Raw genomic sequence first — 22,217 nt, forward strand, 5'->3', positions numbered from 1 at the left:
TGGCGGCTACGATGACGGGGGAGTACGCGTCGGGGGGCGACCAGTTTCGCAAAGGTGCGGAACAGGCGGTGAAAGACATCAATGCGGCAGGTGGTTTGCTCGGGCAGCAACTCGACCTGGTCGTCGGCGATGACGTTTGCGATCCCAAGCAGGCGGTTTCCGTCGCCAACAGTTTCGTCAACAAGAAGGTGGCGTTCGTCGATGGCCACTGGTGCTCCAGTTCCACGTTGCCCGCGTCAGATGTCTACAACGACGCGCAGATTCCGCAGGTGACTGTGTCGACCAACCCCAAAATTACGGAGCGCGGCATTAAGGGAATTTTCCGTATCACGGGCAGGGACGACCAGCAAGGACAGGTCGCGGCCGATTATATCGCCGCGAACTTCAAGGGCAAGAAGATCGCCGTCATTGACGACAAGACGGCGTATGGCGGCGGTCTGGCGGACGAGATTGCAAAAGATCTGGCGACGAAGCAGACACCCGTGGCGTTGCGCCAGTCGATCACGGCCGGTGAGAAGGACTACTCCGGCCTGATCAGCAAGCTGAAGGCGAACGGCATTCAGATCCTTGCGTACGGCGGCTACTACCAGGAAGTGGCGCTCATCCTTCGCCAGGCGGCGCAGGCCGGGCTGGTTCTGACGGTCCTCGGCGGCGACACACTGACGAACAATGAACTGGTTACCGCGGCTGGACCGGAGATCAACAAGGTTCTGTTTACCTTCCCGCCCGACCCGCGTAAGAGTGCGGCAGCTGCAAAGGTGGTGGCGGCGTTTCGCGCGCGGAAGATCGAGCCCGAGGGTTACATGCTGTACTCGTACGCCGCCATGCAGGTTTTTGCGGAGGCTGCGAAGAAAGCCAACTCCACGGACTATGCGGCGATCGTGAAGCAGATTCACAACGCATCGTTCAGTACGGTAGTCGGCCAGGTGGACTTCGACGCGAAAGGCGATCTGAAGAGCCCCGGATATGTGGTCTACCGGTGGAAGGGCAACAACTACGACTATGTGAAGTGACACGTCCTGTCCAGTCTATGTAGTGAGGAAAGAGGCGGCACGTCGTTCTACTGCGCCGCCTCTGCAGCAGATTCATCGGAGAGGACATGAGCCAGGCACTGCAACAACTAATTAATGGGCTGACCTTGGGCGCTGTCTATGGCCTGATCGCGATCGGCTACACGATGGTCTACGGCATTATCGGCATGATCAATTTCGCTCATGGCGATATTTACATGGTGAGCGCGTTCATCGCCGTGACCTGCTTCACGCTGCTTTCTGGCAGCGGGGTCTCGTCGGTCGTGGCGAGCATTGCAATTACGTTGATCGTATCGATCGCACTGACGTCCGTATTCGGATGGACCGTCGAACGTGTCGGATATCGGCCGCTTCGCGGGTCGAATCGTCTCGCGCCGTTGATCTCGTCGATCGGGATTTCCATCTTCCTGCAGAATATGGTTCAGCTTACTCAAGGCGCGCGAGTCAAGTCTATCCAGCCGCTCGTGACGGGAGGCGTGAACCTTTTCTCCGGTCAACAATTTCACGGGCCGTACGTCTCGTATGTGCAAATCCTCATTGTTTCGGTGACGATTCTGCTGATGTGCGCCTTCACGCTATTCATCAATAAAACCCCTTTCGGCAGACAGCAGCGAGCTTGTGAACAGGATCAGCGGATGATGCAGTTCCTCGGCTACAACGTCGATCGGATCATCGCGCTGACGTTCATGATCGGCGCCGCACTGGCGGCCGTCGCAGGTGTCATGGTGACGCTGTACTACGGTGTGGTCGATTTCTCGATCGGATTCGAGGCGGGTATCAAGGCGTTTACCGCAGCCGTGCTTGGTGGAATTGGCTCGATTCCCGGAGCAATGCTGGGTGGTGTGATCATCGGTTTGATAGAAGCATTCTGGGCCGCCTACCTCTCGCCCGAATACAAGGATGTGGCCACGTTCGTCATCCTGATTGTGGTCTTGATGTTTCGTCCATCCGGGCTTCTCGGCCGACCCGAAGTGGAGAAGGTGTGATGAGTTCGACAGTCATGCAAGAAACAAATCTACATTTTCGCGTCAAGGATGCACTTGGCGCGGCGCTGGTCGCGGGCCTCGTCGGCTTGCCCATGCTGGGTTTGACGACGCGAGATGGCAGCAATGGTCTCGAGGTTCAGACGCGATGGGCGCTGCTGGCGGCTTTCATCTCGATCGCATTTGCCGGGCGCATCGTCATGCAGCTTTTGCTGCAGCGTTTTAGTCTTTTTTCAAAGCGCCGGTCGCGTACCAGACCCGCTCCTCAAGTCACGGGTAACGGCTCGCTTGTCTGGGCCGGGGCCGGATGCGTGGCGTTCGCCGTGCTGTTACCTGCGTTGTTCGCTGGAAACCGGTACGTCGTCGATACAGCGACGACCGTACTGATTTACGTCATGCTTGGCTGGGGCTTGAATGTCGTCGTCGGTCTGGCGGGCCTGCTGGACCTCGGTTATGTCGCGTTCTATGCGGTAGGCGCGTACACATACGGTTTGTTGTCGACGCACTTCGGCTTTGGTTTCTGGCAGTGTTTGCCGATCGCCGGCGGCCTCGCTGCGGCGTTCGGCATGTTGCTTGGCTACCCGACCCTGCGGCTGAGAGGTGATTATCTGGCCATCGTCACGCTCGGATTCGGGGAAATCATACGGTTGATGCTCGTGAATTGGGGCGACGTGACAGGCGGACCCAACGGCGTCTCGTCCATTCCGAAGCCGACCTTTTTCGGGCTCCCCATGCAGGCGTCTGGCGATGGTCCCACGTTCGCGACCGTGTTTGGCCTTGATTACTCGCCTGGCCAGCGAGTCGTCTTTCTGTACTACCTGATCCTCGCACTCGCGCTGCTGACGAACCTTCTCGTCTCGCGACTCAGAAGGCTGCCCGTTGGACGTGCGTGGGAAGCGGTGCGCGAAGACGAGATCGCCTGCAAAGCAATGGGGATCAATGTGACGAATGTGAAACTGTCCGCCTTTGCAACCGGCGCAATGCTGGCGGGATTCGCCGGCGTGTTCTTCGCCGCACGGCAGGGGTTCATTTCGCCAGAGAGCTTCACCTTTTCGGAGTCGGCCACGATTCTCGCGATCGTGGTGCTCGGCGGTATGGGAAGCCAGCTCGGCGTCATTCTTGCGGCGGCCTTGCTGGTGATTTTGCCCGAGTTAGGGCGTGATTTCTCCGAGTACAGAATGCTGCTTTTCGGTGTTGCAATGGTGTTTATCATGGTCGTGCGGCCAGGCGGTCTGATCAGCCATCGCCGTGCGACGGTCAGCGCGCCCGGCGTGGAGGCAAAACGATGAACGCCTCCACTTCACTGCTCAACGTAGAGAATCTGACGATGCAGTTTGGCGGGCTTCGCGCGATCGAAGACCTGTCCATGACGGCGCGCGCAGGAGAGGTGACGTCGGTGATCGGGCCGAACGGAGCCGGAAAGACGACGTTTTTTAACTGCCTGACGGGTTTCTACAAGCCGACCAAAGGCGCCATCACGTTGGGGCATCCCCGTCATGGGAAACTTCGTCTGGACGCGATGAAGAATGTGGACGTGGCGCGGATTGGCCAGGTCGTCAGAACGTTCCAGAACATACGACTGTTCCCGCGCATGACCGTGCTCGAAAACCTGATGATCGCCCAGCACAATGTGTTGCAGGACGCGTCTAGGTTCTCGCTTGCTGGCGCACTCAACGCGCGGTCGTTTCGACGCGCGAACGACAAGGCGATAAACAACGCTTTGACGTGGCTCGAGCGCTTAAGCGTTCGGGATATCGCTAACAAACCTGCTGGCGACATGCCATATGGGGTGCAGCGTCGCGTCGAGATCGCGCGCGCGATGTGCGCGGACCCCATTCTGCTGTGTCTGGATGAGCCGGCTGCCGGTCTCAATCCGCGCGAGTCGGCAGAACTCACCGCGCTGTTGACCTCGCTCGCGAGAGAGCGGGGTATCGGCATATTGTTGATCGAGCACGATATGAGCGTCGTCATGAAGGTTTCGGACCATATTGTCGTGCTCAATCACGGGAAGAAAATTGCAGAAGGCTTGCCTTCCGACATCAAGGTGAATCCTGAGGTGATCAGCGCATACCTCGGCGAGGACGACGAGACGTCGTCACACGATGAAGCATCGCAGGAGAAATCAGCTCATGCTTAAGATTGCCGAACTCAGTGCCCACTATGGCAGCGTCCAGGCACTACGCGGGGTCAGTCTGAGTGTGAAGACCGGTGAGATCGTCACGTTGATCGGCGCGAACGGCGCAGGCAAGTCGACACTGATGAATACCATTTTCGGCTATCCACGGGCCAGTGGCGGCACGGTCGAATTCGACGGACATAATATTTCGAAACTGCCTTCGCATGCGATCGGCAAACTCGATATTGCGGTTGTGCCCGAAGGGCGCCGTATCTTTCAGCGGATGACCGTGCTCGAGAATCTCCTGATGGGCGATACGTCGGGCAACCGCAGGACCGCGGATGATCTCGAGCGCATGTACGAGATGTTCCCGATCCTGAGAAGCAGAGCCTCGCAGCGTGCCGGCACGCTGTCGGGAGGGGAGCAGCAGATGCTCGCGATAGGACGCGCATTGATGTCACAGCCGAGATTGCTCCTGCTCGATGAGCCCTCGCTCGGTCTCGCGCCGATCTTCATCAAGAAGATTTTTTCGGTTATCAAAGAGTTGAACGAGCAGATCGGGATGACGATTCTGCTTGTCGAACAGAACGCTCATCACGCGCTGTGTGTGGCGCATCGAGGGTATGTTCTCCGGCACGGGCAGATTGCCCTCGAGGGGAGCGGTGCTGAGTTGCTGGCGAACCCTGCTGTGCGGGCGGCGTATCTGGAGGGCGACTCCGCTCAATTGGATGCGGCCTGAACGGTGATCTGGAGGGCGCGGGGTGCTCGCCCCCGCTTTTCGAGGTTAGAGGCAGGAGAATTGCGGCAATTCTCCGCAGAGCGATGGTGCCCTATAGGTGAGTTGAGCACCATTGCGGAAAACGGTTATCCGGCCTGCGTAGGGGCGCCTGCCCTCAAGAAATGTGCAGAATTCCGCGAAAACTAGCCGAGCCCTCTCAAGACCGGAATTCCGCAAAGATCCAGAATGCTGTAAACCGAACCGATCGCTGCCACGGGGATTGCGTTCCAGAATGGGATGCGATCCCTGAGCCTGCCTGCTGGGATTCCACGGGATGATGGCGGCATATACGGAACGAATTCAAGCGTAGGCCACCAGCGCGGCACGCTCAATAAACTGGTTTTTATGGAGTTTTCGCATGAAAGTGCTCATCGTTTTCGCTCACCCCGAACCCAAGTCGTTCAACGGTGCGCTGAAAGACACGGCTGTCTCGACCCTGAAAGCGCAGGGGCACGAGGTTAAGGTAACCGACCTGTATCAACTGAAGTGGCGGCCCGAGCTCGGCGTCGAAGACTTCGTGGGTGAGCGTCTCAATCCTGACTTCCTCGATCTTTCGGCGGAACAGGAACATATGTTCGGGACGTCCACGAAACCGACGCCTGACGTCTACGCCGAGCAGCAGAAGGTGCTCTGGTCCGATCTGATCATCTTCCAGTATCCGATGTGGTGGTTTGGGATGCCGGCGATTCTGAAGGGCTGGGTGGATCGCGTGATGACCCGCGGATTCGCCTATGCGACCGGGCGAAAATACGAGACCGGTATGTTCAAGGGCCGCAAGGCGATGGTCTCGACCACGACGGGAACGGCCGCGAGCCTTTACGAGCCGGACGGTGTCGACGGTGATATCAATCACATTCTCTGGCCGATCCACAACGGGATCTTCAATTACCTTGGCTTCGATGTGCTGCCGCCGCATGTGTCGTGGATGCCTGGCCGTGTGAGCGCCGAGGAGCGGCAAGCGTACCTCGACTCCTACGCAGAGCGGTTGCGTGCGCTCGAGAGCACGGAGCCCTTGTTCTTCCATCCCTTTGCGGACTTCGGTCCTGACCAACGTCTGAAGCCAGGTGTCGTGGCCCGTTCCGGCTTCCAATGGAACCCGGCCCTCGGCCAGTCGCATGACGATGCGGCAGAAATGTACACGCCGAAGAAGATTGCGAAGGCGGGATGATCCGGTGTGACGTCGGGCCGCAGCCGCTGTCGAAAGCTTCTGTGGCCCAGCATCGAAACTGACCAGGAGTGAAACGCATGATGGAAAAGCTGCCCATGTTTCAGAAGCTGCACCACGTCTGCATCGTGGTTCGTGACATTGAGAAGGCCGTGAAGTATTACGAGTCGATGGGAGTCGGTCCGTGGACAGATTTCCCGCCGATGGATGCGTACGAACTGGACGGCTACGATCGTCCAGCCTTTCTGAAGATGCGTTATAAGTTCGCGAACATCGACAACGCCCAGTTGCAGCTCTGCCAGCCGGGAGACGGAGATACACCGCAACGACGTTTCCTGGAGTCGCGCGGCGAGGGTGTTTTTCATCTCGGCTTCTCTGTCGAGAGCTGTGACAAGGCGGAGGAACAGGCAGCGAGCGCCGGACTGGATGTCCTGGCACGCGGGCGTCTCGATGATCGAAGCGGCTTCACGTACTTCAAGACGGTCAACGAAGGCGCTGGGGTCACGTTGGAGGTCCGGGCGCCGAGTACCAAGGCAACTCAAGGCATCAAGTCCTGATACGCTTGCAAAGCGCTTCCCAGAATTCTTCTTCGCACCCGACAAGACAGTTCTAACAGCGCCGGGCAATCATTGCCCGGCGAGCAGTTCCTGTGATTCACCATCGAGGTGATCCCCCGGAAGCCACTCGGCGGTCGGGGGCAATGCCGCGGCCGTGAACGCGAAGCGTTGTGCAAGGCAACGCGTGATCCTTTCGTTATCCCAGTCGCCCTAACCCTGACCGAACTCAGAACTGCCCCGCGGCATACCGCGGGGCATCGTCATTTTTATCTCATGACGAACGGGTTTGCAGTCTTGACCCCCGTATTGATCCAGACGCTCTTCGTTTGCAGATACTCGCGGATCGCGTCGATACCGTTCTCGCGGCCAAGTCCCGAATCCTTGTAGCCGCCGAACGGCGACATGTAGCTGACCGCGCGATAGCTATTCACCCAGACCATGCCGGCCTGCAGCTTTTCGGCGACACGAATGGACCGCCCGATATCCTTCGTCCAGACACCTGAGCCCAGACCGAAGCGCACGTCATTGGCCAGTGCAAGCGCCTCGTCTTCGTCTTTAAACTTGATGATCGACAGGATGGGACCAAAGACTTCTTCCTGGGCGATCCGCATCCTATTGTTGACGTCACCGAAAATGGTTGGCTCGACGAACCACCCATTACCGCATTCCGGTGCACTGCCAGGCTGCCCACCGAGCAGCAACGTTGCGCCTTCCTGCTTCGCGGTTTCAATGTAAGACAGGACTTTCTGGTATTGAGGACGCGTCGTTACCGGCCCGACCTGTGTATCCATACTTGACGGGTCGCCCATTTTTGCGGTCCGTGCCAGCGTCAGGAGTTTGTCGACGAACGTGTCGTAGATGCTTTCTTGCAACAACAGCCGGGAACCGGCAATACAAGTCTGGCCGGTCGCGGCGAAGATGCCTGAAACCGCGCCATTCACTGCGTCTTCCAGATCGGCATCCTCAAACACGATGTTGGGTGACTTTCCACCGAGTTCGAGACTAACGTGTTTGAACTGACGCGCTGCTGCCTCGTTGATCGCGCGCCCTGTGGAGTCTGCGCCGGTGAACGTGATCTTCTTGACTAGTGGGTGTTCCACCAGAGGCGAGCCGACGTCCGCACCGAACCCGGTCACGACGTTCACGACTCCCGGCGGAAAGCCGGCCTCGGTGAAGAGCTTCGCAAACTCAATGGTGGACGCCGAAGTGAACTCGGACGGTTTGATCACAACCGTGCAACCTGCGGCCAACGCGGGCGCAATCTTCCATGTGGCTAGCAAAAGCGGAGAATTCCACGGCGTGATGGCGGCTACGACACCCAGCGGTTCATTGCGCGTGAAGTTGAAGTATCCCTTCTTGTCGAGCGGAATGACGGCGCCCTGAATCTTGTCCGCCAGACCGCCAAAATAGTAATACCACTGGGGCAAATACTGGCACTGCCCGAGCATCTCCGCCATGAGCTTGCCGTTGTCCCGAACTTCGAGCTCGGCAAGCCGCCTGGCGTCCCGCGCGATCAGGTCGCCGACCCGATGAAGCAGCAGGCCTCGCTGGCTCGGAGACATCTGTGACCATGGTCCTGTGCTGAATGCGGCATGCGCCGCTTGCACCGCCCGATCGACGTCGGTCCCGTTGCCTTTTGCAATCTGCGCCCAGGTTTCTCCCGTGAACGGATTTTCCGTATCGAACCATTCGCCCGAAGCTGGTTGGCATGATTCGCCGTTGATATACATCTGAAATCGTTGCATGACTCTCGTCTCCAATTGATCTTGAATCAGGCGCCAACGGGCAGACGTCGCTGGGACTCAGCCAGGATTTCCTGCGCCTTCAAAATGACCGGCCTGTCTACCATGCGACCGTCCACAGCAACGGCCGCGCCGTGGGATGCAGCTGCGCCTTCGACAACCCGGTGCGCCCATTCGACATCTTTCTCGCTGGGGATGAAGGCGGCATTGACTGCGGCCACCTGCCTGGGATGAATACAAAGCTTGGCGCCGAAGCCGAGCCGCCTTGCACGGATCGTGTCGCGGGTGATCTGTTCGGGATCGTCGAGTGTGGTGCTGACCCCGTCCACCGGCGGCAGCAGGTTGCCGATGCGAGAGGCGAAGACGATCTGTGAGCGGAAGTACAGAAGCTGCTCATCGTCGCCGTCAATTCCGAGGTCGAGCTGGAAATCCACATTGCCGAATACGAGTCGGGTGGTCAGCCGGTGTTGGGCGATAGCGACCACATTCCGAAAACCCTGAGCGGTCTCGATCATCGGCAGGATGTCGGTCGGCTTGCCCGCGAACTCGCACAGGAAGATATCGTCGATGCGTTCCGTCTTGGGCAGCATGACGGCGGCGACGGATGGCGCACGACATACGGCGATGTCGTCACGAAACCACTCGCTGTTCACATCATTTACCCGCACTGCCACCGGCGTACTGTTCGTCGAAAGCCACTCGGCGAGGGCCGCCCGCGCGATCTTCTTCTCAGTAGGAGGCACTGCATCTTCCAGATCGATAACGACCACATCGACACCCGACGCAGCCGCCTTGGCGAACCTGTCCGGTCGGTTGCCGGGAACGAAGAGATAGGAGCGGGGTGCAAGGTCAGCCATGTTGGGCCTCCAGTTTCGATTCGGGGAGCAGTTTGGGTGCGACTGTTGCATCGGTAATCGTCCATACCGATGTGATTGAGCGCTTGAGTTCGTCTTCGGTGGCCGCATTGCCATACAAACCCAGCGTCATCGTTTTGTGCTCGAGTTCAGCGCGCGTGAGCGTGTTGCCCGGATCGCCCTTGGGATCATCCACGCGGCCCTCGAAGGTGTGGCCATCCTTCGTCTGAACGATGACCTTCCCAATCCAACGTGACGGATAGGCCGTATCGACTTCAGGGTCGAGCACCATCGAGACTTTCTTGCAGAAGTGCGCGATCCTGCTTTCCTTGTAATGGCCGTCGAACTCACGCACACCCGCGTGGCCGAATTCCGCTACCAGAGCGAGCACGGTGCCCATGGAGAACTTTGCCTGATGGACCGTCTGAGGATCGGTTACCGGTCCAAGGACATCAATGGCAGCCTGATGAACATGGGTCACCACCGTCTCGATGTCATCCGGCACGAGCTTCTCGCGCTGAATAACCTGCAGCAGAGCATCGGCCGCCGGATGAGTGTGCCGGCAGGAAGCGTGATACTTGAAAGACGTTTCGATCAGCGCCCATCGCTTGCCGAGCGCTTCGGCGAGTTTGTCCGGATGCGTTTGCGTGGACATGCCGGCTCCCATGCCTTTCGCGCCCTCGAAGATGTCCTTCGCACCGGTGAAGCCATCGGCTGCCAGGTAGGCAGCGAGAAGACCGTTCGCTGCCGCCTTGGCCGTGTGGAGTTGCTTGGAGTCTGCGGCGTCTTTCAAAAATTCCCAGAGTCCGGCTGCCTGGGTGCCGGCGGAGCCAAACGCATTCACCATCTGCTCGTCGCTCAATCGCAAAAGATTACCGACTGCTGCTGCAGCCGCGATCGTCCCGACCGTACCGGTGGTATGAAAAATCTTGTAGTGCGACCGGCCGAGGAATTCACCAACACGGATGCCCACTTCATAGCCTGCGACTGATGCAGCGATAAACTCTTTGCCACTTCTGCCAAGCGCTTGCGCGGCGGCCCATGCTGCGGGGAAGACGACTGTTGCGGGGTGCAGGACCGAACTGTTGTGGAGGTCGTCCTGTTCAGCGAAGTGCGATGCGGCGGCGTTGATCATTGCCGCAAAGAGCGCGCTGGTGGTTCGGCGGGAGATCAGTACTTCGCAGGGGCCGCACTGTGGTCCGAATTCGAATGCGTACTTCTGGATCGTCTCGACGGGGCGTGCTTCGCGGCCAGCCAGTGCTGATCCGAACCAGTCAAGGAAGAGGTCTTCCGTGCGTGCCACCACGTCTTTGGGGATCTGTTCAAACTTGAGATTGGCCGCAAACGAAGCAAGAATCTGGGTATTGCTCATAACAGGCTTACCTTAACTGGGGGAGTTAGATCACGGCCGCTTCACGAAGCTCGCGGATGGCATCGGTCGAAAAACCCAATTCATTCAAAAGGGCTTCGGTGTGTTGGCCTAACGCGGGCACGGGTTCCAGTCGAACATCGGATGCTGTACTGACGCCTGGCGGCAGCAAGGCGGGAATGGCGCCTGCAGGAGAGTCGATGCTCACCCAGCGATTGCGTTCTTTAAGCTGCGGATGCGACCACACGTCGGGCATATCATTCATTCGCGCGTTGGCGATCTGCGCGCTATCCAGCCGACTGAGGACCTCTTCCGAAGTCAGTTTGCTGAATGCGGCGACGATGATTTCGCGCAGTTCCTCGCGTGCGGCTACCCGCTTCGAGTTGGAACTGAAACGACGATCGATGGCGAGCTCGGGTTCCAGCAGAACCTGTGAGCAGAAGACACCCCATTCACGCTCGTTCTGCAATCCCAGCATGACGGTCTTTGCGTCGCCGGCGGGGAAGGGGCCATAGGGGTAGATGGTCGCGTGAGCGGCACCGGCACGAGGTGGCGGGGATGCGCCATCGAACGCGTAGTAAAGGGGATACGTCATCCACTCCACCATGCTCTCGAGCATGGAGACGTCGATTTCCCGTCCCAAGCCGGTCTTTGATCGTTGCAGAAGCGCGGAGAGGATGTTCGTATAGGCGTACATCCCTGCAGCGATGTCAGCAATTGAGCAGCCAGCTTTGGCCGGTGAGTCCGGACCGCCGGTAATCGACAGGAACCCGGACTCACTCTGGATCAGCAGGTCGTATGCTTTCTTGTCCCGATAGGGACCATCGGATCCGTAACCGGAGATGTTGCAGACAATCAGGCGGGGATACCTGTCACGCAACGCTTCATACGACAGCCCCAGTCGCGCCGCGGCGCCGGGTGCTAGGTTCTGCACCAGCACGTCGGTGTCCTCAAGCAGGCGCGCGAAAATATCCTGCGCCTGCGGGGCCTTGACGTCGAGCGTGAGGCTCTCCTTCGATCGGTTGCACCATACAAAGTGCGAGGCCATGCCGTGCACGCGCTCATCGTAGGCACGCGCGAAGTCGCCGACACCTGGCCGTTCGATCTTGATCACGCGTGCGCCAAGATCCGCAAGTTGACGGGTGCAAAACGGTGCTGCAATCGCGTGTTCGAGGGTGATGACCTTCACGCCGTCCAGCGGTTTCATGTCCTTCCCCTTAGAAAGAACGTGGCAGTCCGAGCAGATGCTCGGCTACGTACGAGAGAATGAGATTGGTCGAGATCGGCGCGACCTGATAGAGCCGTGTCTCGCGGAATTTGCGTTCGACGTCGTATTCGTTCGCAAAACCGAAACCGCCGTGGAACTGCAGGCACGCGTTGGCCGCCTCCCAGGAGGCGTCCGCGGCGAGCAGCTTGGCCATGTTGGCTTGCGCGCCGGCGGGCTGCCTCGCGTCGAAAAGCTCGCAGGCCTTGTAGCGCATCAAGCTCGCCGCTTCGACGTTGACGTGCGCGCGGGCGATCGGAAACTGCACGCCCTGGTTCTGTCCGATCGGGCGGCCGAAGACGACGCGTTCCTTGACGTACTTACAGACCTTGTCGAGGAACCAGTAGCCGTCGCCGATACATTCAGCGGCGATCAGCGTGCGCTCGGCATTCAGGCCATCAAGGATGTACTTGAAGCCCTTGCCTTCCTCGCCGATGAGGTTTTCGGCGGGGATCTCGAGGTTGTCGAAAAATAGCTCGTTAGTCTCGTGATTCACCATGTTCGGAATGGGGCGAACCGTCATGCCCTTGCGGATCGCCTGATGCAAGTCGACCAGAAAGATCGACATGCCTTCGGATTTCTTCGCGACCTGATCAATCGGCGTGGTACGCGCGAGCAGAATCATCAGGTCGGAGTGTTGAACCCGCGAGATCCAGACCTTCTGGCCATTGACAACATAACGGTCACCCTTGCGAACCGCAGTCGTCTTGAGTTTCGTGGTGTCGGTACCGGTCGTCGGCTCGGTCACGCCCATCGACTGAAGCCGCAATTTTCCGCTGGCGATTTCCGGAAGGTATTTAGCCTTTTGCTCTGCCGAACCGTGCCTGAGCAGTGTCCCCATGTTGTACATCTGCCCGTGACACGCGCCGGAATTGCCGCCGCTGCGATTGATCTCTTCCATGATCACCGAGGCTTCGGTCAGACCGAGCCCGGAGCCGCCATATTCCTGCGGAATGAGGGCCGCAAGCCAACCGGCGTCGGTTAGAGCTTGCACAAAGGTTTCAGGGTAGGCGCGTTCCTCGTCGATCTTGCGGAAATACTCGGCGGGGAAGTTGGAACACAGATCGCGAACCGCTTCGCGAATGTCCTGATAGGGGTCAACGTTAGCCAGCACTTGTCTCTACTCCTCAGAGTTAATTTTTGAAAAACTTACGCGAGTGCCGTTAGCGTCGCCTCGGCATCGACGCACAACACGCCATCGGAATTGGCTGCCCAGAGCTTCACTTCGGTCGATCCGGGGGTACGGGCTGCGTTGATAAAAAAGGGGGCGCAGTCAAAGAGCGGGTTGACCGCCTTGAATGAGAAAGATGCAATCGATTCGCCAGGAAGGCTGCGCCGCAGGAGATCGATCAGCAATGTTGCCGTCAGTGGCCCGTGAACGACCAGCGCCGGATAGCCTTCCTGTTCCTGGGCGTAGGTGCGGTCATAGTGAATGCGGTGGCCGTTGAAGGTATCGGCGGAGTAGCGAAAGAGAAGGACCGGGTCGGGCACGATCTCCCGTTTCCAGGTGAACTCTGCCGGCGCGCTCGGGCCGGTTGCCGCGGTGTACGCCGTCGTCGCGGACTCGCGGTACACAACGTCCTGTTCTTCGGAGATCAGCGGACCTTCGAGGTCTTCCAGTTCGTGACGCAGACGCACAAACACGAGTTTTCCGGTACGCCCTTCCTTGGCGGCGACGTCGAGAATCTGCGACGTCCTGGTGACTTCGCTGCCGACCACGAGCGGACGTTCGAACCGGATGCGGCTGCCCGCCCACATCCGTCTGGGCAGCGGCACTGGCGGCAGGAATCCACCGCGTGTCGGGTGTCCGTCCACACCGACCTGCGACTGCGAAACAATGTGAGGAAAAAACGCCCAGTGCCACAGCGGAGGCAACGGAGAGCCTGCAATCGGGACGTCCTCGTAGTCCAGTGTAGCGGCGAGTTGTTGCGCAAGACGTGGCGAGATGAATTCGCGTTCGGCCTGTGTGCGGCCGATCCACGTGCGCAGGTAGTCGAGTTCAGCAGTCATGGGGATGTCGGGTAGCGTCGTTCACGCTAGATTGACGCACCCGCCTGCTGACTACAATTTGTGTCTGGAGAAGAGGGCTTTAAACGCAGACTAACTGCTGATATTCAGGCCAGCAGTGACTCACGCTCGGTTTTGCACTTCTGCGTGAGGAGGTCGACCAGTTCCCGCGCGAAAGACGGCAAGAGGTCAAGATTGCGCACGCAGATCAGCAGATTGCGCATCGCCCAGTCGTTCTCGATTTCAACGAGCCGGATGTTCATGGTTTTCACGTAGCGTACTGCTGACGAGCAAGGCAGCACGCCGATCCCGACGTTAGCCTCGATCATTCGGCACAGTGCCTCGAAGTTACCCACTTCAATGCGCACCTGAAGTTTCTTGTGCATGTCGCTTGCTACGCGGTTCAGAAAGGTATGAATCGCGCTAGCTTCGGGCATTCCGACGAAGTCAAACCCGCTTGCCTCTTCAAATGGAATGGACGTCTTTCCGGCGAGGGGGTGCGAATTCGAGACCGCCAATATAAGCCGGTCTGAGCGGTATGGCAGGACTTGTAGCGATTCGGGCCTGACATTGCCGGCGACTATCCCGACGTCCGCCGTGCCTTCACTGACCGCGCGCACCACGTCATGGCTCAACCGTTCGCGAAGCTCGACGTTCACGTCAGGATGTTCCGCGAGAAAGTCACGCAGGTCGTTAGGTAGGAATTCAGTTGTAGCGGTAGTGTTCGCAAAGATCCGCACATGACCTTTGATGCCGCGCGCGTACTCCTGCATGTCGCCGCGCAACTGCTCGAGCTGCGACAGGACTAAGCGGGCATGGTGAAGGAATGCCTGACCCGGCGGCGTGAGCGTAACGCCCTGGCTGGTCCGATACAGCAGCTTGGTCCCCATGCTTTCTTCCAGATTTTTGATCCGGGTGCTTGCTGCGGGTACTGACATATGAAACCGCTCGGCACCACGCGTCAAGCTATCCGTCTCTGCGATACATGTGATGAGACGAAGATCAACCAGATCGAAATGCATGGCCATGATACGTGCTCCGAATGAAGAGATGCCCCGTTTATCCAGTGTAGCAAATAGCAGAAAACCGCAAATCAGTATTTACGATGTTCAGCGTAGAATTTTATTGAGTCTCAATAGTAGAGGGCTATTGAAGATGATTCGTAGCCTCCGTATTTCTATAATTGTGCAAAACTCCGCAAAACTAAAGGCGGCTAGATCAAGACCGGAACATTTTCGTGCCGGACAATCGGTTCACGGTTGCTCGCCGCGCTCGTCAAGGTGGCAGTGCAGCTCAAACCATTCAATCTGGAGAAAGCGATGTTGATTGCACCGTTCAAGAACGAGCCGTTCGATCTGTTCGACACCGAGGATGCCAAAGCAGACATGCAGCAGGCGCTGAAAAAGGTGCGTGCCGAGTTTGGCAAGACCTATCCGCTGGTGATCAATGACGAGCGCGTGCAGACCGAAGCGACACTCGTCTCGACGAATCCGTCGAATCCGGGCGAGATCGTCGGCTATACCGCCAAGGCGACGACGCGGCACGCGGACGCGGCGCTGGATGCCGCCTGGGCGGCCTTCGAATCGTGGAAGCGTTGGAGCCAGGAAGATCGGTCGCGCGTCATGTTCAAGGCCGCGGCAATCATGCGCCGGCGCAAGCGCGAACTCGAGGCATGGCTGGTCTATGAAATCGGCAAGAACTATGTCGAAGCGAGCGCCGAAGTCGCGGAAATGATTGACTTCACCGAGTACTACGCACGTCAGGCGATCAAGCACGTCGGCGGCCTCGGCTCGCTGATTGATTATTCCGGTGAAGAGAACGAGAGCTTCTACATTCCGTTGGGCGTGGGTGTGACGATTTCGCCGTGGAATTTCCCGATGGCGTTGATGACCGGCATGACGGTCGGCGCGATCGTGGTGGGTAACACGGTTGTTTGCAAGCCTGCGGAAGATACGGTGGTGTCCCTCGCCAAGATCTTCGACATCTTCGCCGAAGCAGGTCTGCCGCCTGGCGTGGTGAATTATCTGCCGGGTACCGGACGCGAAATTGGGTCGTATCTGGTCGCCCATCCGAAGACGCGCTTCATCAACTTCACGGGCTCGCTCGCAACCGGCGCCCAGATCAACGAGTCCGCCGCAAAGCTTGCCGAAGGCCAGAAATGGTTCAAGCGGGTTTTCCTCGAACTGGGTGGCAAGGATGCCATTCTGGTCGATGAAACGGCCAATCTCGATGACGCAGCGACTGCAGTGATCCAGGCGGCGTTCGGCTATTCCGGCCAGAAGTGTTCGGCCTGCTCGCGTCTGATCGTGGTGGATTCGGTCTATGACGCCTTGCTCGAGAAGGTCGTTGCGAAGACGAAGGAACTCGTTGTCAGCGAGGCGAAGGACAATCCGAATTTCGGTCCGGTGTGCAATGAGCTGCAGTACAAGAAGGTGCTGTCGTATATCGACATCGGTCACACCGAGGGCAAGCTGCTGACCGGCGGCAAGGCCGTGGAAAATGCAGCGGGCTATCTGATCGAGCCGACCATCTTCGGCGACGTGTCGCCCCGCGCGCGCATTGCACAAGAGGAAGTGTTCGGACCGTTCGTCGCCGCGATCCGCGTCAAGGATTTCGAGGAAGGTCTCGCCGTGGTCAATGACACGGTCTACGGGCTGACCGGTGCGCTCTTCTCGAACGACCGCAGCCGCATTGAACGAGCCCGCCGCGATTTCCACGTCGGCAATCTGTACTTCAACCGCAAGTGTACGGGCGCGCTGGTCGGTGTTCAGCCGTTCGGCGGCTTCAACCTCACGGGTACCGATACCAAGACGGGTGGTCCCGACTACCTTCTGCAGTTCCTGCAAATGAAGGCAGTGGCTGAACGTCTGTAAGCGTGCGTGTTCCGGGGCGCCACCGACAGGCGACCCCGGTTCACACGGTAGGCTTTTAAAACAAACGGGATGAACACAATGGGCTTCATTGCAGACCGCATTGGCCAGATCGCCCCTGCGCAGACGATGGCAATGGCAGCAAAAGCGGCAGAACTGCGCCGTGCCGGGAAGAACGTCATTTCCCTGTCGCAAGGCGACCCAGACTTTCACACGCCCGAGAATATCCAGGCGGCGGCGGTTCGTGCGATGCGCGAAGGCAAGACACGCTACACGGAGGCCGCGGGTATTCGGGAGTTGCGCGAGGCGATCGTCGCGAAACTGAAGCACGACAATGGAGTCGACTACCCGGTGGATGGAGTCAGCGTGTCCGTCGGTGCGAAGCAGGCGATTTTCGCGGCCTTTTTCGCGACTCTTAACCCGGGCGATGAAGTGATCGTGCCCGCGCCGTGCTGGGTCTCCTATCCGGAGATCGTCAAAATGGCGACCGGCACGCCAATCGTCGTGGCGTGCGACGAAGCGGCAGGCTTCAAACTGACTGCTGCGCAGCTGGAAGCGTCGATCACGCCGCGCACCAAGTGGCTGATGCTGAATTCGCCATCGAATCCGACCGGGGCGGTTTACTCGGCTGAGGAACTCCGCAGCATCGCTGAAGTACTGCGTCGACATCCCCATGTCTGGGTGCTGTCGGACGACATCTACGAAAAACTCATCTATACCGGAAGCCCGTTCATCAATATCCTGAACGTGGTGCCGGAGTTGCAGGAGCGGACGCTCATCATCAACGGCGTCTCCAAGGTGTACTCGATGACAGGCTGGCGGATTGGCTATTCCGCCGGACCGGCTGCGCTCATCCGCGCCATGAATCTCGTGCAAGGGCAGATCGTCACCAGTGCGTCATCGGTGTCGCAATACGCCGCGATTGAAGCACTCAATGGCGATCAGTCATTCGTCGAGAGATCGCGATTGGCTTTCGACGAACGCCGGAAGCTTGTAGTCAAAACGCTGGGCGACATTCCGGGACTTCACAGTAACGAGCCCGAAGGCGCGTTTTATGCGTTTGTCGGTTGCCATGGTGTCATTGGAAGCCGTACGCCGGGCGGCAGGCTTCTGGAGAACGACCAGGACTTTGTCATGTACCTGTTGGAAGAGGCGAACGTGGCCGTAGTTTCAGGCTCCGGGTTTCTGCTCTCGCCGTACTTCAGACTCTCTTATGCCGCATCACTCGACGACCTGAACGAAGCGCTTGCCCGGATTCGCGCCGCGTGTCAAAGCCTCGAAACTGTAGCGCTCCGATAGTCCGTTATTCACACACTGCTCGGCTCTCAGGAGCCCAACGAGCCTTCGAAGGTAAATCATGAGCGAAAGGATTGTCATCACGGGTGGTGGTGCAATTGGTTGTTCAATCGCGTATTTCCTGAGCCTCCAGAAGACGCCCGGACGTGAGATCTGGGTGATCGAAAAAGATCCGACCTACCAGATCGCGTCATCGTCGCTTTCGGCCAGTTCGATCCGGCAGCAGTTTTCAACGCCCATTTGCATTCAGCTATCGCAATTCGGTTATGAATTCTTCTCCTCCTGCGAGCGGGAGAAGGCGTGGTACGGTGCCGGTGTCGATCTGGTGGATTGTGGCTATCTGTTCGTGGGCAATGCGCAGCAGGAGAGCGTGCTACGTCGGCGGAGCGCACTGGCCAGATCGTTAGGTGTCGAGCTGCGGGAGCATTCCGCAGAAGCGTTGTTGCAGCGCTACCCGTGGATGAACGTCAGCGATCTGACTTATGCCGTTGAAGGCCTTGCAGGCGAAGGCTGGTTTGATGGCTACAGCGTGATGCAATGGTTCAGAAACCGTGCGAGAGAGGCGGGCGTTCATTTCGCCACGGGTGAAGCGGCGGGCTACCGCACACGCGGAGACCGGATTACCCACGTCGAACTGGCCGATGGGCGGGAAATCTCCGGGGATACGTTCGTGAATGCAAGCGGCGCGTGGTGCGCGTCTCTTGCAAAAAGCGTGGGCGTTGATCTGCCGGTTCGGCCAAGACGGCGTTCGGCGTTCGTCGTTTCATGTCCAACGCCGGTTCCGGATATGCCGATTCTGATCGATACGTCTGGCGTATACCTGCGCAGGGAGCAGAACCATTTCCTGTGCATCGTCTCGCCTTCGGCGGAGATGGATCTGGATAACCTGCCGCTCGACGTGCAGTTTTCCGAGTTTGACGAGATCATCTGGCCGACGCTGGCAGAGCGGATCCCTGCGTTTGAGGCTTTACGCGTGGAACACGCATGGGCCGGCTATTACGAATACAACATCCTCGACCAGAACGGCCTTGTCGGTCAGTCGGGTCCGGAAAACTCGTTCGTGGCGGCCGGTTTCAGCGGCCACGGCATGATGCACAGTCCGGGCGTCGGTCGTGCAATGGCTGAATTGCTGACCTTCGGCGAGTTCCGAACGTTGGACCTCTCGCCGCTTTCGCCGGCGCGGCTCACGTCGGGCCAACTTGTGATCGAAGAGGGTGTTTACTAACGCCCGGTAGGCGGTTGATCAGTGTGGATGCAGGCCACGCCCTCGCGCGTTCCGATACTGTCGGGGCGTGAGGTGCGTGGCGGACTTGAATTGCCGCGCAAAAGCGCTGTGGTCCGCGTAGCCGCAGTCCGTCGCGATATCCGTAATGCTGTTGTCAGTCGTTTCGAGCAGCTTGCACGCGTGGTCGATCCGCAATTTCATCAGCAGTTGCTTGGGTGTCAGATGAAACACTTCGCGGGTCAGACGTTCCAGCGTGTCGACAGAGATGGAGGCGCGTTCCGCCGCCTCAGTGACCAGGATGTTCTGTCCGAGGTTCTGTTCCAGATAATCCAGATATTCCAGTAAGCGGCGGTAGCCGTGGTGCCGTTCGTCCGGGCGAGGCAGATCGCGCGAGATGCCGATTAGTCCGATCGCTTGCCCCTCTTCGTTGAGTACCGGGAACTTGGAGCTCAGGCACCAGTATCGATGTCCCGATCCGGACGAGTAGAGGCGCAGGCGATCGACAATCGGAGACTGGGTTTCGATAACGTTCAGATCTTGCGCGTTGGTGCTTGCACCGGTCACGGGGAATAGCTGGTCGGCCGTCTGGCCAATCACATCTTCGCGCGTCATTCCGCTTCGATTGATGAGCGTTTGATTGACGGAAAGATAGCGCGCCTGGGCATCCTTGACGTAGTAGAGCACGTCCGGAAAGCAATCGAAGACGCGCTCGAGCATCTCGGGCTGCCGGTCCAGCTGTCGAAAGACCTCCACCAACATATCGGAATAGGCCTTGGCGGGCATAAGGGGATCAGCGCGAAGTCACAGTGATCCCGATTGTACAGGGGGCGCAAAGTGGGGCGGGAGCGAAGAAAGCGGTGGGGCGGCAGTTAGCCGCTCCACCGCTTTCCTGCAGGAGTCCGCGCCTTGGCGCTTATTGACTTGCGTGGGCCTTGGCGCCAAGCAGTGCTTCGCGGAAACGGCTTCGCAGGTACGGACCGTCCCGGGGCGGAAGGGCGGTGGGCTCGGGATCGGTTCCGACCTTTACCGTGGCGAGCACGGGACCCTTGGCCTTGAGAATGACGTCGACATACTCTTCGAGCTCGCCCTCGGTGTAGATCGTCGTCGCCTTTTCGAACCCGGCCGCGCGCGCGATTGCCGTGATGTCGACACCGCGCCCCGCATGAGCCAGTTGCATACCCGTCTCCGCGTAGTGTTCGTTGTCGATCACGACGATCGAGAGATTGGCCGGCCGATCGACGCCCACAGTCGCGAGCGATCCGAGGCCCATCATCATTTCACCGTCGCCAACGAACACGATCACGCGCTTCTCAGGTTGTGCAAGCGCAATGCCGAGTCCAAAGGAAACAGCTCCGCCCATCGCACCCCAAAGATAGAAGTTCTGAGGCGTATCGCCTGCGGCGGCCACATCGAAGGTCGGATTGCCAAGGCTGGTTACTGCCAGAACGTCCTGCTGCCGATCGCGGAGAATCCGCTTCACCGTCAGTCGACGGTTCAGGGGCGTCGTCTGCTGAGTCATGTTCGTGCTCACTTGTTAAAGTTTTTGGTGCCGATAACGCGCTGTCCGATCAGGACAGCGACCATCCGCGAGGTGTTGTAGCCAAAATTCAGTGCGGCGCGTACGGTCTCGGGGACGTCGGCGGGATCATCCGCGCGGTAGACATAAACGCCGGCCGATTCGAGGGCTTCCTGGGTGGATTTGCCCATTGCCACTTGCCAGGGATTGAATTCGCCCCACTCTCCGCGCATGGTGACCAGCATCACGATGGGCATGCGGCATTCGTGTTGCAGCGAGAGCATGTTGATGCAGTTGCCCACGCCGCTCGACTGCAGCAGCAGTACGCCGCGCTGGCCGCCGACCCATGCGCCGCCCATCATGGCCACCCCTTCTTCTTCGGTGGTCAGCGAAACCGCATGGATTTCGGCGTCCGCTTCACAGAGTTCGATAAGACGTTTGTGCCCCGCATCAGGAACGTATGCTACTTGCCGCACATCGGCGGTTTTGAAGTGCTCGAAGATTGTTTCCGGCCAATTGACTGACATGATGACGAGTTTTGGTAGGTTGATGAAAACGGATAGCCGTCGCGATCAGCAGGGGCAATCGATTACCTTGCTTTGATGAGTGATAGCGTGCATCAGCAAAAGTCGTCGCTCAATTACTGATTGCGGAAGGCGCGATTAGGCTGGGGTTAACGGGGTTCGTCGCTGCGAATTCGCGCGCAGATCCTTCCCGTTCTAGCTTGCGCGCGTGTTCGAGCGTCTGGAATGCGGCGTTCCAGAATGCCGAATTCCAACCCTTGGTTTGAGTACGCACACTAGCGTTCAAACGATTGGAGAGGGAACCATGAAGATTGTTGTGCCGGTTAAGAGAGTGGTCGATTACAACGTGAAGGTCCGTGTGAAGTCCGACGGCAGTGGCGTTGATCTCACGAACGTGAAGATGTCGATGAATCCGTTCGACGAAATCGCGGTTGAAGAAGCGGTACGTCTGCGCGAAGCGGGCGTGGCGACCGAAGTGATCGCCGTGTCGGCCGGTGTCACGCAAGCGCAGGAAACGCTGCGCACGGCGCTGGCAATCGGCGCGGACCGCGCGATCCTGATCGAGTCGGGCGAGGAACTGCAGCCGCTGGCGGTCGCCAAGCTGCTCAAGGCGCTGGTCGACAAGGAACAGCCGCAACTGGTCATCCTCGGCAAGCAGGCCATCGACGACGATTCGAACCAGACTGGCCAGATGCTGGCGGCACTGGCGAACCTGCCGCAAGCTACGTTTGCCTCGAAGATTGTCGTCGCTGACGGCAAGGCTACGGTGTCGCGCGAAGTGGACGGCGGTGCGGAAACGCTGTCGCTGAGCCTGCCGGCCGTGATCACCACCGACCTGCGCCTGAACGAGCCGCGCTACGTCACATTGCCGAACATCATGAAGGCGAAGAAGAAGCCGCTGGAAGTCATCAAGCCGGAAG

The 22,217-nt window shown here is 58.8% G+C and carries 21 protein-coding genes; 11 read left to right on the forward strand and 10 right to left on the reverse strand.

Annotated features, from left to right (window positions below; genetic code table 11):
* The 7 genes from FSO04_RS39510 to FSO04_RS39540 all read left to right on the forward strand — a co-directional run.
* Window positions 1-1,013: branched-chain amino acid ABC transporter substrate-binding protein (locus FSO04_RS39510; protein ID WP_154566872.1), on the forward strand; the 1,013-nt coding region annotated here is incomplete at its 5' end.
* Between the two features lie 74 nt (window positions 1,014-1,087).
* On the forward strand, window positions 1,088-2,017 hold the full coding sequence (locus tag FSO04_RS39515) for a branched-chain amino acid ABC transporter permease (protein ID WP_479687411.1): 930 nt from the start codon (window positions 1,088-1,090) through the stop codon (window positions 2,015-2,017).
* A 14-nt stretch (window positions 2,018-2,031) separates the two neighbouring features.
* On the forward strand, window positions 2,032-3,303 hold the full coding sequence (livM, locus tag FSO04_RS39520) for a high-affinity branched-chain amino acid ABC transporter permease LivM (RefSeq protein ID WP_414693510.1): 1,272 nt from the start codon (window positions 2,032-2,034) through the stop codon (window positions 3,301-3,303).
* A complete protein-coding gene (locus FSO04_RS39525) occupies window positions 3,300-4,151 on the forward strand; it encodes an ABC transporter ATP-binding protein (protein ID WP_154566875.1) in 852 nt (283 codons plus the stop codon). The genes livM and FSO04_RS39525 overlap by 4 nt, the downstream gene beginning before the upstream one ends.
* Window positions 4,144-4,869, forward strand: a complete 726-nt coding sequence (locus tag FSO04_RS39530) for an ABC transporter ATP-binding protein (RefSeq protein ID WP_154566876.1) — start codon at window positions 4,144-4,146, stop codon at window positions 4,867-4,869. Before FSO04_RS39525 ends, FSO04_RS39530 begins: the two co-directional genes overlap by 8 nt.
* 397 nt (window positions 4,870-5,266) lie before the next feature.
* Window positions 5,267-6,076, forward strand: a complete 810-nt coding sequence (locus FSO04_RS39535; RefSeq protein WP_154566877.1) for an NAD(P)H-dependent oxidoreductase — start codon at window positions 5,267-5,269, stop codon at window positions 6,074-6,076.
* A 77-nt stretch (window positions 6,077-6,153) separates the two neighbouring features.
* Window positions 6,154-6,630, forward strand: coding sequence for a VOC family protein (locus FSO04_RS39540; protein WP_233465178.1), 477 nt, complete (start codon window positions 6,154-6,156; stop codon window positions 6,628-6,630).
* Between the two features lie 266 nt (window positions 6,631-6,896).
* On the opposite strand, the gene FSO04_RS39545 is transcribed toward FSO04_RS39540, so the two are convergent.
* The 7 genes from FSO04_RS39545 to FSO04_RS39575 form a co-directional block, all read right to left on the reverse strand.
* Window positions 6,897-8,375, reverse strand: a complete 1,479-nt coding sequence (locus tag FSO04_RS39545; protein WP_154566878.1) for an aldehyde dehydrogenase — start codon at window positions 8,373-8,375, stop codon at window positions 6,897-6,899.
* A 26-nt stretch (window positions 8,376-8,401) separates the two neighbouring features.
* On the reverse strand, window positions 8,402-9,229 hold the full coding sequence (locus tag FSO04_RS39550; protein ID WP_154566879.1) for an HpcH/HpaI aldolase/citrate lyase family protein: 828 nt from the start codon (window positions 9,227-9,229) through the stop codon (window positions 8,402-8,404).
* Window positions 9,222-10,598 carry an MmgE/PrpD family protein gene (locus FSO04_RS39555; protein ID WP_154566880.1) on the reverse strand — a complete coding sequence of 459 codons (1,377 nt, stop codon included), beginning with the start codon at window positions 10,596-10,598 and terminating at the stop codon, window positions 9,222-9,224. The genes FSO04_RS39550 and FSO04_RS39555 overlap by 8 nt, the downstream gene beginning before the upstream one ends.
* A 25-nt stretch (window positions 10,599-10,623) precedes the next feature.
* Window positions 10,624-11,802: a CaiB/BaiF CoA transferase family protein gene (locus tag FSO04_RS39560; RefSeq protein ID WP_154566881.1), complete on the reverse strand. Its 1,179-nt coding sequence runs from the start codon at window positions 11,800-11,802 to the stop codon at window positions 10,624-10,626.
* Window positions 11,803-11,812: 10 nt separating this feature from the next.
* Complete coding sequence (locus FSO04_RS39565) at window positions 11,813-12,973, reverse strand: acyl-CoA dehydrogenase family protein (protein WP_168435990.1); 1,161 nt, start codon at window positions 12,971-12,973, stop codon at window positions 11,813-11,815.
* 35 nt (window positions 12,974-13,008) lie between these two features.
* Window positions 13,009-13,869, reverse strand: a complete 861-nt coding sequence (locus FSO04_RS39570; protein WP_154566882.1) for an HTD2 family dehydratase — start codon at window positions 13,867-13,869, stop codon at window positions 13,009-13,011.
* A gap of 104 nt (window positions 13,870-13,973) precedes the next feature.
* The gene (locus FSO04_RS39575) at window positions 13,974-14,894 is read right to left on the reverse strand and encodes a LysR substrate-binding domain-containing protein (RefSeq protein ID WP_154566883.1); all 921 of its coding nucleotides are present in this window, start codon (window positions 14,892-14,894) and stop codon (window positions 13,974-13,976) included.
* Between the two features lie 291 nt (window positions 14,895-15,185).
* Here FSO04_RS39575 and pruA point away from each other — a divergent pair, with 291 nt between their 5' ends.
* The 3 genes from pruA (at window position 15,186) to FSO04_RS39590 (ending at window position 19,257) form a co-directional block, all read left to right on the forward strand.
* Complete coding sequence (pruA, locus tag FSO04_RS39580; RefSeq protein ID WP_154566884.1) at window positions 15,186-16,739, forward strand: L-glutamate gamma-semialdehyde dehydrogenase; 1,554 nt, start codon at window positions 15,186-15,188, stop codon at window positions 16,737-16,739.
* Window positions 16,740-16,817: 78 nt separating this feature from the next.
* On the forward strand, window positions 16,818-18,035 hold the full coding sequence (locus tag FSO04_RS39585; RefSeq protein WP_154566885.1) for a pyridoxal phosphate-dependent aminotransferase: 1,218 nt from the start codon (window positions 16,818-16,820) through the stop codon (window positions 18,033-18,035).
* A gap of 58 nt (window positions 18,036-18,093) precedes the next feature.
* A complete protein-coding gene (locus FSO04_RS39590; protein WP_154566886.1) occupies window positions 18,094-19,257 on the forward strand; it encodes an NAD(P)/FAD-dependent oxidoreductase in 1,164 nt (387 codons plus the stop codon).
* An 18-nt stretch (window positions 19,258-19,275) separates the two neighbouring features.
* On the opposite strand, the gene FSO04_RS39595 is transcribed toward FSO04_RS39590, so the two are convergent.
* From FSO04_RS39595 to FSO04_RS39605, 3 genes are all read right to left on the reverse strand, one after another.
* Complete coding sequence (locus FSO04_RS39595; protein ID WP_154566887.1) at window positions 19,276-20,040, reverse strand: AraC family transcriptional regulator; 765 nt, start codon at window positions 20,038-20,040, stop codon at window positions 19,276-19,278.
* A gap of 130 nt (window positions 20,041-20,170) precedes the next feature.
* A complete protein-coding gene (locus tag FSO04_RS39600; RefSeq protein WP_154566888.1) occupies window positions 20,171-20,776 on the reverse strand; it encodes a thiamine pyrophosphate-dependent enzyme in 606 nt (201 codons plus the stop codon).
* A gap of 8 nt (window positions 20,777-20,784) precedes the next feature.
* The gene (locus FSO04_RS39605) at window positions 20,785-21,300 is read right to left on the reverse strand and encodes a thiamine pyrophosphate-binding protein (RefSeq protein ID WP_154566889.1); all 516 of its coding nucleotides are present in this window, start codon (window positions 21,298-21,300) and stop codon (window positions 20,785-20,787) included.
* A 301-nt stretch (window positions 21,301-21,601) separates the two neighbouring features.
* Here FSO04_RS39605 and FSO04_RS39610 point away from each other — a divergent pair.
* Window positions 21,602-22,217 (forward strand): electron transfer flavoprotein subunit beta/FixA family protein (locus FSO04_RS39610; protein ID WP_154566890.1); only part of this gene is annotated, 616 nt, incomplete at its 3' end.

Source organism: Paraburkholderia madseniana (assembly GCF_009690905.1).
GTDB classification, from domain to species: Bacteria; Pseudomonadota; Gammaproteobacteria; order Burkholderiales; family Burkholderiaceae; genus Paraburkholderia; species Paraburkholderia madseniana.